Annotated in this window: 17 protein-coding genes; 14 read left to right on the top strand and 3 right to left on the bottom strand. The window is 44.6% G+C overall.

The window, feature by feature from the left end:
• The 6 genes from AB4Z50_RS34555 to AB4Z50_RS34530 all read left to right on the top strand — a co-directional run.
• The coding region (locus AB4Z50_RS34555; protein ID WP_441886815.1) for a WIAG-tail domain at nucleotides 1-998 on the top strand (998 nt) is incomplete at its 5' end.
• Between the two features lie 213 nt (nucleotides 999-1211).
• Complete coding sequence (locus AB4Z50_RS34550; RefSeq protein ID WP_441886812.1) at nucleotides 1212-2600, top strand: glycosyltransferase family 2 protein; 1389 nt, start codon at nucleotides 1212-1214, stop codon at nucleotides 2598-2600.
• Nucleotides 2601-2664: 64 nt separating this feature from the next.
• Nucleotides 2665-2955, top strand: a complete 291-nt coding sequence (locus tag AB4Z50_RS34545; RefSeq protein WP_076270251.1) for a nucleoside-diphosphate sugar epimerase — start codon at nucleotides 2665-2667, stop codon at nucleotides 2953-2955.
• 27 nt (nucleotides 2956-2982) lie between these two features.
• Nucleotides 2983-3327, top strand: a complete 345-nt coding sequence (locus AB4Z50_RS34540) for a restriction endonuclease subunit S (protein WP_441886809.1) — start codon at nucleotides 2983-2985, stop codon at nucleotides 3325-3327.
• Entirely contained in the window at nucleotides 3327-3641 is a 315-nt protein-coding gene (locus AB4Z50_RS34535; protein ID WP_441886806.1) for a hypothetical protein, read from the top strand. Before AB4Z50_RS34540 ends, AB4Z50_RS34535 begins: the two co-directional genes overlap by 1 nt.
• Nucleotides 3628-3873 carry a hypothetical protein gene (locus tag AB4Z50_RS34530; RefSeq protein ID WP_441886803.1) on the top strand — a complete coding sequence of 82 codons (246 nt, stop codon included), beginning with the start codon at nucleotides 3628-3630 and terminating at the stop codon, nucleotides 3871-3873. The genes AB4Z50_RS34535 and AB4Z50_RS34530 overlap by 14 nt, the downstream gene beginning before the upstream one ends.
• A gap of 81 nt (nucleotides 3874-3954) precedes the next feature.
• Here the strand turns inward: AB4Z50_RS34530 and AB4Z50_RS34525 are convergent, their stop codons facing one another.
• The gene (locus AB4Z50_RS34525; RefSeq protein ID WP_076270247.1) at nucleotides 3955-4962 is read right to left on the bottom strand and encodes a ketoacyl-ACP synthase III; all 1008 of its coding nucleotides are present in this window, start codon (nucleotides 4960-4962) and stop codon (nucleotides 3955-3957) included.
• A gap of 161 nt (nucleotides 4963-5123) precedes the next feature.
• Between AB4Z50_RS34525 and AB4Z50_RS34520 the strand changes: the two genes are divergently transcribed.
• The gene (locus AB4Z50_RS34520; protein WP_441886800.1) at nucleotides 5124-5849 is read left to right on the top strand and encodes a YhcN/YlaJ family sporulation lipoprotein; all 726 of its coding nucleotides are present in this window, start codon (nucleotides 5124-5126) and stop codon (nucleotides 5847-5849) included.
• A gap of 232 nt (nucleotides 5850-6081) precedes the next feature.
• Nucleotides 6082-7221 carry a hypothetical protein gene (locus AB4Z50_RS34515; RefSeq protein ID WP_441886797.1) on the top strand — a complete coding sequence of 380 codons (1140 nt, stop codon included), beginning with the start codon at nucleotides 6082-6084 and terminating at the stop codon, nucleotides 7219-7221.
• Nucleotides 7222-7282: 61 nt separating this feature from the next.
• On the opposite strand, the gene AB4Z50_RS34510 is transcribed toward AB4Z50_RS34515, so the two are convergent.
• Nucleotides 7283-8362 (bottom strand): glycosyltransferase, encoded by a 1080-nt coding sequence (locus AB4Z50_RS34510; protein WP_441886794.1) that lies wholly within the window; start codon nucleotides 8360-8362, stop codon nucleotides 7283-7285.
• Between the two features lie 218 nt (nucleotides 8363-8580).
• Between AB4Z50_RS34510 and AB4Z50_RS34505 the strand changes: the two genes are divergently transcribed.
• Together AB4Z50_RS34505 and AB4Z50_RS34500 are read left to right on the top strand one after the other, a co-directional pair.
• Nucleotides 8581-9894 carry a nucleotide sugar dehydrogenase gene (locus tag AB4Z50_RS34505; protein ID WP_441886791.1) on the top strand — a complete coding sequence of 438 codons (1314 nt, stop codon included), beginning with the start codon at nucleotides 8581-8583 and terminating at the stop codon, nucleotides 9892-9894.
• Nucleotides 9891-10676: a glycosyltransferase gene (locus AB4Z50_RS34500; protein WP_441886788.1), complete on the top strand. Its 786-nt coding sequence runs from the start codon at nucleotides 9891-9893 to the stop codon at nucleotides 10674-10676. The genes AB4Z50_RS34505 and AB4Z50_RS34500 overlap by 4 nt, the downstream gene beginning before the upstream one ends.
• A 31-nt stretch (nucleotides 10677-10707) precedes the next feature.
• On the opposite strand, the gene AB4Z50_RS34495 is transcribed toward AB4Z50_RS34500, so the two are convergent.
• Nucleotides 10708-11526 carry a UTP--glucose-1-phosphate uridylyltransferase gene (locus AB4Z50_RS34495; protein WP_441886785.1) on the bottom strand — a complete coding sequence of 273 codons (819 nt, stop codon included), beginning with the start codon at nucleotides 11524-11526 and terminating at the stop codon, nucleotides 10708-10710.
• A 231-nt stretch (nucleotides 11527-11757) separates the two neighbouring features.
• Between AB4Z50_RS34495 and AB4Z50_RS34490 the strand changes: the two genes are divergently transcribed.
• The 4 genes from AB4Z50_RS34490 to AB4Z50_RS34475 all read left to right on the top strand — a co-directional run bounded on the left by AB4Z50_RS34490 (nucleotide 11758) and on the right by AB4Z50_RS34475 (nucleotide 16347).
• Nucleotides 11758-12480: a sugar phosphate nucleotidyltransferase gene (locus tag AB4Z50_RS34490; protein ID WP_441886782.1), complete on the top strand. Its 723-nt coding sequence runs from the start codon at nucleotides 11758-11760 to the stop codon at nucleotides 12478-12480.
• 187 nt (nucleotides 12481-12667) lie between these two features.
• The gene (locus AB4Z50_RS34485; protein WP_441886779.1) at nucleotides 12668-13846 is read left to right on the top strand and encodes a glycosyltransferase family 4 protein; all 1179 of its coding nucleotides are present in this window, start codon (nucleotides 12668-12670) and stop codon (nucleotides 13844-13846) included.
• A gap of 225 nt (nucleotides 13847-14071) precedes the next feature.
• Nucleotides 14072-14983 carry a CgeB family protein gene (locus tag AB4Z50_RS34480; protein ID WP_441886776.1) on the top strand — a complete coding sequence of 304 codons (912 nt, stop codon included), beginning with the start codon at nucleotides 14072-14074 and terminating at the stop codon, nucleotides 14981-14983.
• A 32-nt stretch (nucleotides 14984-15015) separates the two neighbouring features.
• On the top strand, nucleotides 15016-16347 hold the full coding sequence (locus tag AB4Z50_RS34475) for a glycosyltransferase family 2 protein (protein WP_441886773.1): 1332 nt from the start codon (nucleotides 15016-15018) through the stop codon (nucleotides 16345-16347).
• Nucleotide 16348 lies beyond the last annotated feature (1 nt).

Here is a 16348-nt window from a genome sequence, read left to right as displayed (position 1 = left end):
GCGTAGGTGCGGAACAGCTGACGGACGGAAGCGTGACAACGACGAAGCTGGGAATTGGCAGCGTAGGTGCGGAACAGCTGACGGACGGAAGCGTGACRACRACGAAGCTAGCRTTTGGCAGCGTAGGTGCGGAACAGTTGACGGACGGAAGCGTGACAACGACGAAGCTAGCGTATGGCAGCGTAGGTGCGGAACAGCTGACGGACGGAAGCGTGACAACGACGAAGCTAGCATTAGGCAGCGTAGGTGCGGAACAGTTGACGGACGGAAGCGTGACAACGACGAAGCTGGGAATTGGCAGCGTAGGATCGGAGCAGCTGACGGACGGAAGCGTGACAACGACGAAGCTGGCGTTTGGCAGCGTAGGAACGGAGCAGCTGACGGACGGAAGCGTGACAACGACGAAGCTGGCATTAGGCAGCGTAGGAACGGAGCAGCTGACGGACGGAAGCGTGACAACGACGAAGCTAGGAATTGGCAGCGTAGGATCGGAGCAGCTGACGGACGGAAGCGTAACTTCAGCGAAGCTCGCTCTTGGCAGCGTAGGAACGGAACAAATTGTTCCGGGAAGCATTACCGCAGATTTGTTGGCACCTGGATTACTGCTGAGCAATGTAGAGGGTTCAACTGCAAATCAAGTAGAGCAGATTGCAGATGGCTCAATTACTGGAAGGCATATTCAAGAGCAATCCATTGGTCTTTCAGCACTGCAATTTGCACCTGTAATTACTAACGCAAGCCAAGGCATTGTAAAGCAGCAATTTGGGCTTGCGCCTTACAGCTTTGCTGTGCAAGCAGAACAAGTAGAGCTTATCATTCCATTTGATGAGCCGTTCGTGGATAATTATTACGTGCTAACCGTAACGACTGACAACCCGGCTTGCTACGCTGTAGCTCATTCGAAAGCTGCGGATCATGCAGTTATTCTCATCATTCGTACACGCATCAGTCAAGAGCCAGTTGGCCATCTCAACTGGATTGCCATCGGTAAAGGATAAGACGAATTGAAAAGGAGATTGCCAGTAGGTGTAAAACACCAAAGGCAGTCTCTTTTTATACAAAATTATAAGACAACTCTAGCATTTTGTTGTCGCAGCATTTTATACTCATTCCTTGATAAGCAGTACACTTGCCGTTGCAGATATCTCTTCAAAACATACTATATGATGTTGAAGTAAAAAAGATCAAATGACGGATTGGAGAGGTTATCGATGAGACGCAAAAAAAGACCGGTCCGACGTCTCAAAAACAATGTTAGTTTGCGCAATACAGCGAAAAAAAGAGTAGAGAGATATAAGCTGGGTATGAATGAAGGCTATGAGGAAGGATTGAAAGCCGGCATTGAAAGCTATGATTCTTGTTTCGAAGGAACTAGCATAATTATTCCCAGTCATAATGAGGTTGAATCGGTAAAAGCATGTATCGAAGGCATTATGGATCATACCGATTTGCCTTATGAAATCATCGTTATAGATAATGGATCTTCAGATGGTATCGAGCATTATTTAAGACAACTAGACGGCCAAGTGCGGTATCGTATTTTAGCAAAATCGGCAGGCTTCACAGGCGCTGCAAATAAAGGTTTAATGATGGCTAAAGGGACGACTATTTTGCTGCTAAACAATGGGATGCGACCGACTGAAAATTGGCTCGACAATCTATTAATATGCTTGAATAGCGATGCTGGCATCGGAATGGTAGGCCCTGTCTCTATCGGTCTGACTGGCAAACAAAAGATGGAGTTTCATTATGTTGATATGGAAGATATGCATGAACTTGCGAGATTAAATAATGCTAGTGATTCATCGAAATGGCATCAAACAGAGCGGTTAGCAAGCAGATGCCTGCTCTTTCGGCGCGAGCTGCTGGAGAAAGTGGGCTTTCTCGATGAAGGCTGCCAAGAGTCGCCGTTTGAAGCAGAAGATTATGGCTTGCGAGTGAGATTGCAAGGATATTCATTGGTTTACGCGCGCGACGCCTACATTCATGCCGAACGACATGATAAGGAGCTGGCGGAGTACAACGCGAAAGAGTCCGAGGCGCTTGAATCCAAGCATTATTTTATGAACAAATGGAGCGGCTTGGATGAGAAGTTTTTGGACCGAGAGGGAACTGACTTTGAACGTCAAGCCAAGCTTCCTGAATGGGAAGCGGGCATTAGACCGAAGCTTGGGGAGTCGGTGTTTTATCCGCAGCAAATGGTCGTAAAAGGTTTTGGAGAAACAATTTATTGGATAGAGGACAGCGTTAGACGGCCCATTCATGGCTTATGGGAGCAGCCAGTTAAACGCGTATCTCAGCTTGACTTGTGTCGTTGGCCGATCGGTGAGCCTATCGAGGTGGATGTAGTCATTTCACGTAAAGGCTCGCTATATTACGGTGATAGCAACGAACTCCAAAATGGCAGCATTTATGCAAGTGAGAACGGAAGCAGCTTCTATCTTGAGAATGGCAAGAAACGTATTATTATGAGTCGCCTTGCTGCCGATGGCTGGGGTTTGCAGCTTGGGCATAAAGAGAAGCTTTCCGAAGCAGAGCTTCGTATGATTCCCGATGGCTTGCCCTTGATCGCACCGATTACGCTTCGTCAAGCATTGTAACAAAAGGGAAGTATCCACTGCTGCGGAGCACGCATATGATGTAGGAGCAAGGAGGGAAAGTACGATGCAAGCTACAATTACGGAAATTATGCAGCATATGTCTCACGGCAATGTACAAATGGCACGAATGCTAGAAGCAGAACGGCATGTAACGGTTCGCTTATCCGAGATCGTGCAGGCGCTTCCAGACGAGCATCCGAATTTAGGAGGTTTATCTGGCATTCTGGAAAATACGCAAGCAGTGGGTCAAAATATCGTTGCATATTTGAATAGTATCGCAGATTTTCAAGAAACGATTGCTGCTCAGCTGACCTATGTTGTGCGTGAGCTTAAGGAAGCAGACGGGGAAGAATAGAGAGCAAATAAGGAGGTCTAGCTTGCAATGGATCGTGATCAAGCCTATATGCGAATGCTTAGCTCAACAGCTAATATGCAATGGAATATAGCAATTATGCTGGAAGCCAAAGCGGCTGAGGCAGAGAAGATGCGAGGCTGGATATGTAATCATGTGCATACCCACACCTTTAATTCGCACCAAACGCAGCTAGGCCAGTCTATTCAAATGCATGATCAGGTGATTGAGATGATCGAGGGAATCGCGAAGCTTAATCAAGGGATCGTGTCTATCATGAAGGCTGTGCTGCAGCAAGAGGAAGAAATGTCAGAGAGCTATGGTGATTCATTGTCTTCACTGGGCAAGGGCTTCACCTTTGGTGACAAAAACTGATGGAGACCTTGGCATCTGAACGTGAGGCAAGAGCGGCTTTTTTAGCCTCGCTTGCTAGAAGCCAAGGCGCGCTTGCCCGTATATTAGAAAGTATCGCTGATGTGTCTGATGCTTCACAAGGAACAGTTAAACTCCTCCGGGACAATGTAAGATCGCTTACCGAACTACAGGAAACGATTGCTGAATCGGTAACAAGCCTTGCTTGGCATAGACGGGTAAAACGGAAGGGGAATCCAACGAAGCCATGGCTACAGCCTGAGCTGCCTATCTATGGCGTTCATTGGTCAGGGGGAGAGGGGATTGTTGAACAATAAGAGCAAAACACGGAAAAGTGAAAGTGCACGAAGCCCTCGCAAACGGACAGCAAGAAGAAATACGACAAGCAAAAAAACACTACAACGTAGAAAACAAGTACCGAGGAAACGATTTGCCCATAAGGAAACCGAACGAGCAGGACTTGGGCAAACCTTTAATGATGGCTATAACACAGGGTTTGCAACGGGTTTTGAAGATGGACACCAAGCAGCATACGAGAGTCAACCCTAAATGGCTGTAGAAAAACAGCCCTCTACACCATCGGTTTCAAGCGGAATGTAATCGATGGAGTATAGGGCTGTTTAGCATGTTCTAGAAGGACCAGCGAAGAACGACGCCAGCTTGAGTTAATCCGCCTCCAAAGCCGTATAGGAGTAAAAGATGTCCAGGCTCAACGAAGCCGGATTTCACAGCCTCGTCTAGGGCAAGCGGAATGGATGCAGCGGATGTGTTGCCATATTGTTTTATACTCGATAAGGTTTGTTCAAGTGAGAAGCCTGTTCTTTCGCAAAGCGATTCTATAATTCGCATATTAGCGCTATGAGGAATAAACCAATTGATTTCTGCCGGTGTATATCCGCTCTTCTCCAATAGCTGCTGAACACCTTCAGCTACATGACTAACCGCCCAGCGATATACTTCCCGGCCATTTTGCACGATTAAACCGTTCGTTTGTATATCATGCTCACCAATTGCGGATGCTAAACTGCTGCGATAAAGCAGATGACCACGGGCACCATCTGTTTTGGTGTATACTGCTTCGATATCGCCATGTCCGTCATGCGAAGCTTCCATAAGAATTGCGCCAGCCCCGTCGCCAAACAAAATACAGGTCGTACGGTCTGTATAGTCCGTAATTTTGGATAACGTTTCTGCRCCAAGCACTAAAATTTTGCGATGCGCTCCAGATAACAACAAGCCATTCGCTAATTGAATGGCAGCGGCAAAACCAGCACAGGCTGCTTGAATATCAGCTGCACCTGCATGGCTGATGTTGAAGTGCGACTGCACCTGAGAAGCTACGCTTGGGAAGACGGCATCTGGGGTAGAAGTAGCCACGATAATGTAGTCAACATCAGTCACGCTTACGCCATAGCGTTCAATCATATTATGAACAGCTTCAAAGCATAGATCGCTGGTGAACTGACTGTCTGAGGCGATATGACGCTCCTTGATGCCGGTTCGCTGCATGATCCATTCATCGCTAGTCTCCACAAGCTTCTCCATATCTGTGTTTGTTAAAATCCGTTCAGGAACGTAAGTGCCTATCGCGGTAATGACGGCATTCGATTGAATGGCAGATGGTTTTATTTTGTCCATACCATGCACACTTCCTCTCAAAATTAGTACCAAGTACTAGTATCTGATACTAATTTACTTCATCCCTTTTGCTTTGTCAATGCAATGAATAGCGAGTCCAGAAAAGGCGAACGCTAAGGAAGGGTCCGGTGCCTAAACAAAACAAGTTGGAGGATGGCTAAATGCGCAAACAAATCGTTGCTTTGTCTGCAGGTGTGCTGCTAAGCACAATGCTGGCAGGCTGCATGGAAAATCACGGTGAGCTTGGAAATAAAGACATCCGCTCGAATAGTATCCGTTATGATGCAAATGGTAATTTATTAAAAAATAAACGATTCGCTGATGACCAAATGAATGAGAAAAATCGAGTAAATGGACGCAGGCTAAACAGCAATAACGTCATCGGCTCGCATAAAAATTATAGAATGCAAATGAATGAAAAAATGGCTAAGGAGATCACAGATTTAGGTGTAGTCAAATCTTCATATGTGATGATAACCGACCATAACGCATACGTCGCTGTTTCATTAGATGAGATTCAGCCTAAGGTTGAATCCAAAATGCTAAGTCGAACAAATAGTGGGTATATGGGGAAAGAGGGCGTGGAGATTAGCCGGCGCATGAGCACCCTGTCTACAGGAAACCATATGCTTACGGCGCAAGTAAAGGAACAAATTGCGAGTAAAGTGAAGCAATTAAATCCGAGCATTGAACATGTATATGTGTCAGCTAATCCTGATTTTGTTGGGCGGATGAATGCGTATATGAATGATGTGAAGCTTGGGCATCCTATACAAGGCTATATTGCAGAATTTAATGCGATGGTCGAACGAATTTTTCCAGCGCAGCCTATAGAAAATAAGATGAAGAGCAAAAGCATCAAAGATAGACGCATGATTTACGACTAAAGGGCAGGTAATCGTAATGAAAATACAGAAACGGCTGGAGGGTTTCTATCTCTGAGCCGTTTTTATTTTGGAATGGCAATGGGTAAAACTATCAGATAATCTTCACCCTATATTTAGACGTATACTAGGGTTTCCTATGAAACAAGGCAATCATAGGATATGACAGGAGAGGAGATGGTCGTACTGCCATGAATGATAATAGACTAGTTATAGCTAGATTGGGAGAGGCATTATGATTTTTGGTACGGTTATACATGCAGAGCATACAGCCAAAGCGGTAATGATGGCCAAATCCATTAAGAAACATATGCCTAATGGCAAGGTTATCATTGGTGTGATGGAGGAAACTATGCCTAATGCCGCTGTTGGCTGTCCTTATTTTGATGAGGTCGTGCTCATGAAAGATACGGATGCATATTCCAATATGAAAAAGTTTTTTTTCCAGTACACTCTTCAAGAAGCACAGCGGGCTTGCAAGGCTTTATTGGTGAACTATATATACAAAAGGTATACGAATGAGATAACTATCCATTACTTGGATGCGGATACATGGGTCATTTCGCCATTTGAAGAGCTTGCAGACGGTTTTAATCAGCATCCAATTACTTTAATTGGAAAAGTCATTGATCCAGAGTTTCTGGATTTGGACTGGTTGACTGATGTTAGGAAAAACGGGATCTATGATTCAAGCTTTATGAGCTTTAAACGTCATGCTGTTACGGAAAGCTTCCTGAAATGCTGGCTCAAGCTTAGTGAAAATAATTGTTATTATGATCCAACGACCCATAATTTTATCGATCAAGGATGGCTGGATCAATCGCACACACTCTTTGATGGTGTCTTTTCCTTGCGTGATGCGGGCTATCAGGTCTCTCACAGCAACCTTATGGAGAGATGGGATATATCAAAAACTGCCTCTCATACGTATTCCATTGGTAATAAACCACTGCGCTCCATTCGAATATCCAATAATTTTGAGCTGGCGATCTCATGGATCGAGCATGAGAAGGGGCAGCTATACGGAGAACTAATCGAAGAATATAGAAATGAATGGATAGAAGTAGAACGAAATACAGCGGCGAGCTCAACCTGGAGCTATAGTCACTTCACTAGCGGAGAAGTGATTGCAGATCAAACGAGAGCAAAGTTTCGCATGCATTACTATGACAATTCTGAAGTTGAAAATCCATTTTTGCTATCAAATGGGTACTTTCATTCAGAAGCGTTCAGTACGGATGTGATGGATCAACCGATTCCGTATTACGCGGACGAACCAGATCGGATAAAGCATCGAAACATGATGGTGAAGAAGAGAAGAGCTCGGCGCAAGCTAAGGAAGCCTATCCGCAAAAAACGTCGTCGTTTGTATTGAGATATGCCTCAATTGAAATGAAAAAAATGCACCCGTTAGCCTAGGTGCATTTTTTGCATTCTTATTTATTTAATCTTGCACGATGCTTCGTGTAACCAAAGTTTGCTTCAACATATTGAATTGCTCTTCTCACTTGCCTATCGTAAAGTTCGGAGCTTGACATCAACCGATCGATTTCATTCGTTACATTGGAAGGTTCAGCATAAATGGCGGCTTCACCAAAAAGCTCCTTGTAGCTTGGGGGAAGAATAACCGGCACGCCAGCAGCCATCGCCTCAAAAATAACGCGGCCAAACGCTTCGACACAATTGGGATGTGTATAGTAAACAAAGACGTCGAGTCCTGCCAAAAAAGACTTTGGCGAGCGTTTTCCAAATCCAAGCACATGCCAATTTTGAGGCAGCTTTCCTAATATCCGACGCGGTGTTCTGGCACCGCCAAGAATGTGTATTTCATATTTTGATGAAGCGGGATAAATTTTTAGAAGATCCGTTCGATTGGAAGGCCATTTCACATAAGCATCTCTGGAGTGTCTGCCTATTTTGATCACGCCTCTGTGAGAAGGACGGTTTTTCCGTCTCCACTCCCTCGTATTAATGATGTTGACCCAATCTGCAGAAGCCAATTTAATGTTCTTCAAATCACCTGCATGGTGCTTAAAAAGCGTTTTTCTCACTTGAGGACCGATTGGATGCCATGTGCTGGATTTTCCGAAAAATTGTTTGACCCGCTGTTCGCAGCGACTAATGTTATAAACTAACCGGCCGTATCTGCCATAATCCTTTCTTGGGGTTTGATTGACGATGACGTGTATTCTCTTTGCCGATACGTTCGGTTTATATCTTCTTCTCACATGAAGAATTCGCGGATGTCTAATAATTAGAGTTTCACAGGTAGCTCTGGCGGTTGTATTCAGCATTCGTATGCTCCGCCCATCGACCATACGCTTGATTTTGGGGTTAATTGTACTGGTCTTGCTTCTTGGCTGGCCGGACATGTGAATCAGCCCTGTTGTTAAACCTGCTCTTTTTTGAGCTTTCATTTCTTCTACGTTGGATGAGGTTGTTCCACCCGGCAATCTAAAGTCAGACATCATAATGACGTCAAAATGTCTGCTGCGCTTGCGGTATTTTCCAGCCATATCGTTACCCCTCTCGAAGCATTTGCTTGCTGCAGATTATCGATAGCATATGCGGCATTTGAAAGGAAGGTATAAGGCGAATGCAAGGGAAGTGGAAATTTGGGCTGTGATCACGGTGGCTGCATTTTGTATCCAAACTGTCCAAACTATTAATAAGTTGTTTCATATACTATCTAAGCTGATTAAAAATTACTAGAGAGAAGGCGAGAGATTAGAATATGAGCGATTTGCATAATCATAACGCGATTGAAAAGCAGAGAACGGTAGCTATTGTGGGGCTTGGTTATGTGGGTCTGCCACTTGCTCTGCTTTTTGTTCGTAAGGGGTTTAACGTTGTTGGAATTGATTTGGATAGAAGAAAAGTAGAGTCGATTCAATTAGGAAAAAGCTATATAAACGAAATTAAGGATCAGGATATACAAGAAGCGAATTTATCTGACCGCTTTACCGTTTCAAATGAGTTTCATCTAATGGATGCAGCTGAAGCAATCGTTATTTGTGTGCCAACGCCTTTAACTGCGCATGGAACGCCTGATTTGAGCTATTTGACGCAAGCGGCCAAACAAATCAGCAGTAGACTTAAGCGGCAGCAGCTAGTCATATTAGAAAGCTCAACTTACCCGGGCACTACAAGAGAAGTGCTCCTGCCTGTTTTGAATCAAACCGGGCTTAACGCAGGGATAGACTATCATATTGCCTACTCGCCTGAACGGGTAGATCCTGGAAATAAACATTTTGATGTAGAAAGTATTCCAAAGGTAATTAGCGGCGTAACGCCAGGCTGCTTGGAGCGAGTGAAGGAATTATACAATCAAATTTTTATTCGTGTGCATCCCGTTTCCTCCACGGATACAGCGGAGATGACAAAAATATTGGAAAATGCTTATCGACTAATTAACATTTCTTTCATTAATGAAATGGCCTTAATATGCGATGCAATCCATCTGAATGTTTGGGAAATTATCGAGGCAGCCAGTACGAAGCCATTTGGATACAACACGTTTTATCCCGGGCCTGGAATTGGCGGTCACTGTATTCCGGTGGACCCCTCGTATTTAGCATGGAAGCTGAAGCAGCATGGCATTACTTCTGATTTTATTCACATTTCAAATACAATTAATGATGGAATGCCGCTATATATTACACAGCAGCTTGAACATTATTTGGCGCCTAAACCGCTCTCGGAAACGAGAATTATGATATATGGAGTAGCCTATAAGCCAGATATATCTGATTACAGGGAATCAGCGGCTATTGGTTTGATTCAAAGTCTGCATCTAAAAGGTGCGGATGTAGTTTACCATGATCCATACGTGCCATCGCTGCAAGTAGGCGAGCATAAGCTTGTCAGCTTGGAGCTAAGCGCAGAAACACTTTCAAATACAGATTGCGTTATCATTGCTACCGATCATACTTCTTTGCCGCTGGAACTTGTTTTGGAGCATGCTCCGTTTGTATATGACACCCGAAATGTAGTCAAAGGGATTACGGGAAAATCAAGAATCGTCACGCTCGGAGGCGGCGGATCATGAGAGTATCACTAGCTGTTTATGACCGAGTAAGGAGGCACGATGCAGCCGGCATGGATAAGGAGCATTTTTCCGGTCAGGGGAGGATGACCTCAGGTGTAACCATAGTTACAGCAACAAATAAGCCCCTATTTATGCAAAATCTATTCACTAACTTCAAGCGTCAGCAATGGAGGGTGAAGGAGATGATCGTGCTGCTCAATAACGATGGCATGAACATTGAACTTTACAAAAAACAGGCCAGCAGCTTTGGAAATGTATCGATATACAAGCTGCCGGCCAAATGGTCGCTTGGGAAATGCTTAAATTACGGCATTAGCAAAGCCCAATATGAGATTATAGCCAAATTCGACGATGATGATTATTACGCTCCGAATTATTTGACTGAGGCAATGCTGCGACTTGAAAAGACGGAAGCGGATCTGATAGGGAAAAATAAGTTTTATATGTACTTTAAGCATTCTTCAAGGCTGATGCTTGCAACGATGCCTAGTAAAAATAGAGTAGCAGGAGCGACGATGCTGTTCAAAAAAAAGCTGTATCCGGACGTTTCTTTCAAACATCTTCGCAAGGGAACGGATATGAGGTTTCAGAAGGACAGCATCAAAAAAGGCTATAAGCTGGCTTTCACAAGTCCCAGCCATTTTGTAGCAATTAGAAGAGCCAATCAAAAAATGCATACATGGAAGGTTACGAAAAAAACGATTCGATTGCTTCGTGCCAAAAAAATTGCGCAGACGAAGCAATACCGAAGCATAGTCAATCAGAGCAGCAAACAAAAATAAGGATGGCAGCAGCCTATCCTTATTTTTTGCTTTATTGCTTCCGCTTTTTATGGAGCTGGTATGCACGCTGTTGAATTTTCAAGTAGTCATGCTCGATGCTCGTATCGTACCAGCGTTCCTTGTATACATATCCGATCGCTTTGCGTGTCATGCCCATCTGATTTAAAGCATCGGTTAATTGAATCTCTCCGCCTATTCCGGGTTTCGTTGTTTTTAATAATTCGAAAATGCCGGGTTCAAGAATATATCTGCCCATGACCGCGAGCTGGGACGGAGGATCATATGCCGGCTTCTCTACTATGGAAGCGACCTCGTAAATTCGGCGCTGAACTTGAACAGCAGACGCCACGCCGTATTGGGACAACAGCTTGGGGTCAACCGATTGCAGTCCAATGACATTGGTTCTGTGCTTCTCGTAGTTTCGAATTAAGGGTAAGAGCAAAGAGTTTTGATACAGGTTTATTTGATCCGGCAGCAGAACAGCAAAGGGCTCGTTTGCAGCAAATGATTGTCCAAGCGAAACGGCATGACCAAGACCGAGTGCTTCATATTGACGAATATATTGAATATTGACTTTGGCGGGAGCAATGATAGGCAGCATGCTTTCTTTGTGAATCGTACGCAAATGAGCCTCCAGCTCCATCGAACGGTCAAAATAGTTCATAATTTCTGTCTTATTGCGAGATAGTATAATTAAAATGTCGGTAATTCCTGCATCGACTGCTTCTTTAACTACATAGTCGATTGCGGGTCGGTTTCCAATGGGAAACAATTCTTTGGGTATAGCCTTGGTTATGGGTAAATTGCGAATTCCATAGCCTGCGGCAGGAATGATCGCTTTTCGAATCAATTGCATCACCTCTAGTTTTGAATGTCTCTCTAAATCTAGTTTATTAATAAAATATAGATTTGAAGCTTGTCTTTCTTAAAAAAGGCAGCCGTACAAGCCCCTTTATCGTTATGGTTTTTGATCAACAACGTCCAAATCTTAGCGCATGTGGTTATCCATCCACTCTTAAATCTTTTAAATTCATATACTTATAAGGGAGTTTCAGTAGAGTGAGGGGAGGTGGACTTCTGGATGAAAGGCGTTATACTGGCTGGCGGGTCAGGCACGAGACTTTATCCGCTAACGAAATTTATGAACAAGCATCTATTGCCAGTCGGAAAGCATCCTATGATATATTATGCGATTAAAAAGCTGGCGGATGCAGGGATTAAAGATATTTTGCTCGTTATAGGAAAACAATCAGCAGGCTTGTATGTTGATTTTTTGGGGAGCGGCCACGAATGGGGCGTCAATCTCGTTTTTAGAGTGCAGGATCAGTTTGGCGGTGTTGCTGAGGCATTAGCTTTGGCAGCTGGGTTCGTATCTGCGGATGAAAAATTTGTCGTTCTGCTAGGAGACAATTTGTTCGAGGATTCATTATCTGAATATATGGTTTCTTTTGAAGCATCATCGGAAGAGGCAAAGGTATTACTTAAGAGAGTAGCTGATCCAGAAAGATTTGGCGTTCCGAGAATGGAAGGCGGGCGTATTGTATCCATTGAGGAGAAACCTTCGAATCCCGGCTCTAATTATTGTGTAACGGGTATTTATATGTACAACGCTGATGTTTTTAATGTAATTAAGACATTGCGTCCTTCGGGGAGAGGGGAGCTTGAAATTACCGATGTAAACAACTTTTATGCGGCGAGGGGGGCACTCAAGCACAGCATTTTGAAAGGGTGGTGGCATGACGCGGGTACGTTCACTTCGCTGCAGGAAGCGGGATTGCGTCTAGCGGATGAGAAAACACAATAGTAGGCTAGCTAGACTGCGACATTACCTGTGTCCCAGTCTATTTTTTTGCAACGATTAGGAGAGAAGAAACTTCATGGTAACAGACGCCGTGGCGGTAAAAAGGATCAAACATATTATGAGATAGGGTTGAATGCATAGAGTCACCAAGTATACCGCCATTACAGATATAAGGGAAGGAAAAAAGATTATGAAATTCAAAAATCTTAAGGTCCGACCTAAGATGATGCTGAAGCCAAAAAGGAGAATTGGTAGAAAAAGCCGCTTGGTCAAAAATGGAAGGAAAGATTGGCGGGCAGGATCGATAAGCAGCCAGTCAGAAGGCTACAAAGCTGGATGGAAAGACGGCTATCGTGACGGCCGCTGGATTGCTGTAGTAGGCGGCGTCTGTAAGCCGAAAATTGCATACGTCATCCCAGGATGCTCCATTTCCGGTGGCGTAGCGGTTATTCTTCAGCATGCCAACCGCTTGAAGCAGCGCGGTTATGATGTCGTATTAGTTTCCATGGATGGAAATACGCAGGTTAGCTGGCATCCTGTTGAGGTGCCCATCGTCACAGAATCCCGCGCTCCTGCGGATCGTGATATTGTGATTGCGACCTTTTGGGCTACACTCGGCGCTGCAAGAAGAATAGAAGCAAAGAAACGCTTTTATTTCATTCAATCGGATGAATCCAGATTTTATTCGCCATCGTCGGAGCAATCGAAGCTGGCCTATCAAACGTACAAAACGAATGATTTTACGTTTCTGACGATGGCAGGCTGGCTGCAGCGCTGGCTGCAGCGTACGTTTAATAAGCAAGCGATCTATATCCCTAACGGACTCGATACCTCACTTATGTATGAGGCAGAGCCGCTTGCACCAAAAAGCAGCAAGGTTAGAGTATTGCTGGAGGGCCCTATTAACGTTCCTTACAAAGGAATGAGCGATGCTTTTGCGGCAGTGCGGGATTTGAACTGTGAGGTTTGGTGTGTCAGCTCGTCGGGGCGTCCCGCTGCATCTTGGCGCTGTGACCGCTTCTTTGAGAGTGTATCCTATGAAACGATGAAGCATATTTACTCTAGCTGTGATATTTTGCTCAAAATGAGCAGGGTTGAAAGTTTCCTCTATCCTCCACTTGAGATGATGGCTTGCGGAGGAGTTCCAGTCGTTGCTGATGTAACGGGGACGGATGAATATCTGGTCAATCATTATAATAGTTTGGTCATTCCAAATGACATTAGAGCAGCAGCGAATGCAGTACAAAGTTTGATAGCAGACAAGTCTCTGCGCGAACACCTAAGAGCTGGCGGGAGCGAGACGGTAAAGAAGTGGGAATGGGATCGAAGCATAGATTTGTTGGAGCAGGCACTAATTAGATATGTATAAAGAGTATTCGTTACAGAAAGAGGTGAGATACTTCTGAAGCAGAAACGGAAAATAAACATTTCAGCAGCAAACGAGTGGGATGCAGGACGCGAATCTGGCTGGAAGCATGGTTACCATGTGGGTACCTGTGAGGCGATAATTCAGAAAATACCGCGGCCTGCAAGCGTGCTTCGATCTCTGCGAGTATTATATGTTCGCGCGGGATTAAGAGGCCCTTTTCCAGATATGGATCAGGCGGTTACGGATGCTCTCAGAGGTATGGTCAGCGAGCTGATCATCGCATCTCCATCGGATAATCTTATTGATCTGGCAAGCAGGAGAAGACCGGATTTAGTGCTCGTACTGCATGGCACTCAGGTGCCAGTCAACCAAATCAAAGGCATTCGTTCGATCGGCGTTAAAACAGCGATATGGCTCGTCGATGAGCCCTACGTAACCGATGTTACAACGGTCATTGCCCCGCAGTATGAATGGCTATTTACCCATGAGTTGGCTGCTATTCCAATATATCGGCAGCTCGGCTGTCAGGTTCATTATTTGCCGCTGGCAGTTAACCCAGCCGTGTATAAGCCCAAATATGTACCCACTCATTATCAAAGCGATATTTGCTTTATTGGGAATGCCTTTCATAACAGAGTCAGATTAATAGATCGAATTGCTCCTGCACTAGCACAGCGCGATACAAGAATTATCGGTTTGTTCTGGAAAAGGCTTAAGCGTTACAAAAGCCTAAGCAAGGGCATTCGCATTTCATGGATCAGCTCAGAAGAAGCAGCGAGCTATTACAATGGCGCCAAGATTGTCATCAATATTCATCGTTCCCATGACGACAAGGTGCATAACAAAAATAGCCGCAACCTTCCCGGCCTGTCGATCAACCCTCGTACGTATGAAATTGCGGCTGCCGGAGCTTTTCAGCTTACAGATGTTCGTCAGGACTTAAGCGATTTTTATGTACCTGGAACGGAGCTTGAAACGTACTCTTCACCAAAAGAGCTGGCTGATAAAATTGCATATTACCTGCATGACGAGCAAAAGAGGAATCAAATCGCATTAAGAGGATTTATAAAAACGCTGGAGCAGCATACCTACGAGAAGCGGCTCAGCCAGCTGCTTCAAATCGTCTTTCCATCATGATAGCTAAACAAGATCGTGGGAGGTGAACCCAGATGCGCAAGCGATATTCGCGCAGGCGTATAAAAGCAGTCCGTAAAATAAAGCGAACCAACTTTCAAGCGAGCTATGCAGCTGGTTATCGGGATGGCAGGGCGAGTGGAGCAGCAAGCTATCAGCAGCCTTTTGAAGGCACAAGCATTATTATTCCAACCTATAACCAGTTGAACTATTTACGAAATTGCATAGAGAGCATTCATAAATATACGCCGCAGTCTTACGAAATCATCATTATTGATAATGGCTCAACGGATGGAACGGCTGCCTATTTAAAGTCGCAGGCAGGGCGATTGCGCTATAAAATTTTTCAAGAGAACTTAGGTTTTTCCGGTGGCGTCAATCAAGGCCTGATGATGGCAAAAGGTACGTCGATTCTCATTCTTAACAATGATACGATCGTGACGAAAAACTGGCTGTCGAATTTATTGTCGTGCTTGAACAGCAACCCATCGATTGGTCTTGTTGGTCCGGTAACCAATTATTTGTCGAATGATCAAAAGATTGATGTCAGCTACAAAAACATGAAAGAAATGCAGCAGTTTGCCCAAAATTACAATCATATTAACCCGGTACGATGGAGAAAAACGAATGCCATAATGGGCTTTTGCTTGCTTTTATCCAGAGAGGTGCTTCAGCGAGTCGGGTATATGGATGAGGGATATGTCATTGGGACCTGCGAGGATGTAGACTTTTATCTTCGGATACAATTGCTTGGTCTGGATCTAGTTATTGCGGAGGATACATTCATCCATCATTATGGCAGTGTGACGATGCGTTCGTTTCTGGATGCGTCCTTGCTTAACAACGCTTTTTTTCGTGAAAAATGGGGCGACTGGGATCAGATCAGCAGGCTGGAGGCGGTAATGAATTCGGCATCGCCTAATGAAAAGAGAAAAGGAACAAACTTTTACCCTAGCCATATCGTTGTTAAAGGAACTGATTCGAATGTGTATTGGGTAGAAAATGGATATCGATATATTGTACGGTCTTCAGATTTAATGCATGTGGATGCAGTAAGATTGCCGCAGCTTGATTTATGGAACTGGCCGATAGGAGGGGACATTTCGATTACAGTTTTGCAGCAGAGAATAGCTGCATTATCGGCGCTCACCACCAATTTCGCTGAGGGCAGTTTAGTAAAAACGCAGGACGGCGAAATGTACCAGATTATACAGGGCAAGCTGCACCGAATGACGACAAAATATGCCTATAAGGCATGGGGACTGGAGCAGCGTTATGTTCGTCCTTTAACGCAGGCCGATAAAAACCAGTATTCGGAAGGCTTCCCTATTGTAGCTCCTCCGATCATTAAGGCTAATAATATATAAT

The organism is Paenibacillus sp. 2TAB26 (assembly GCF_052115145.1).
Classification (GTDB): domain Bacteria; phylum Bacillota; class Bacilli; order Paenibacillales; family Paenibacillaceae; genus Pristimantibacillus.
Note: the sequence above shows the minus strand (reverse complement) of the source record. Positions and strands in the feature narration are given on the sequence as shown.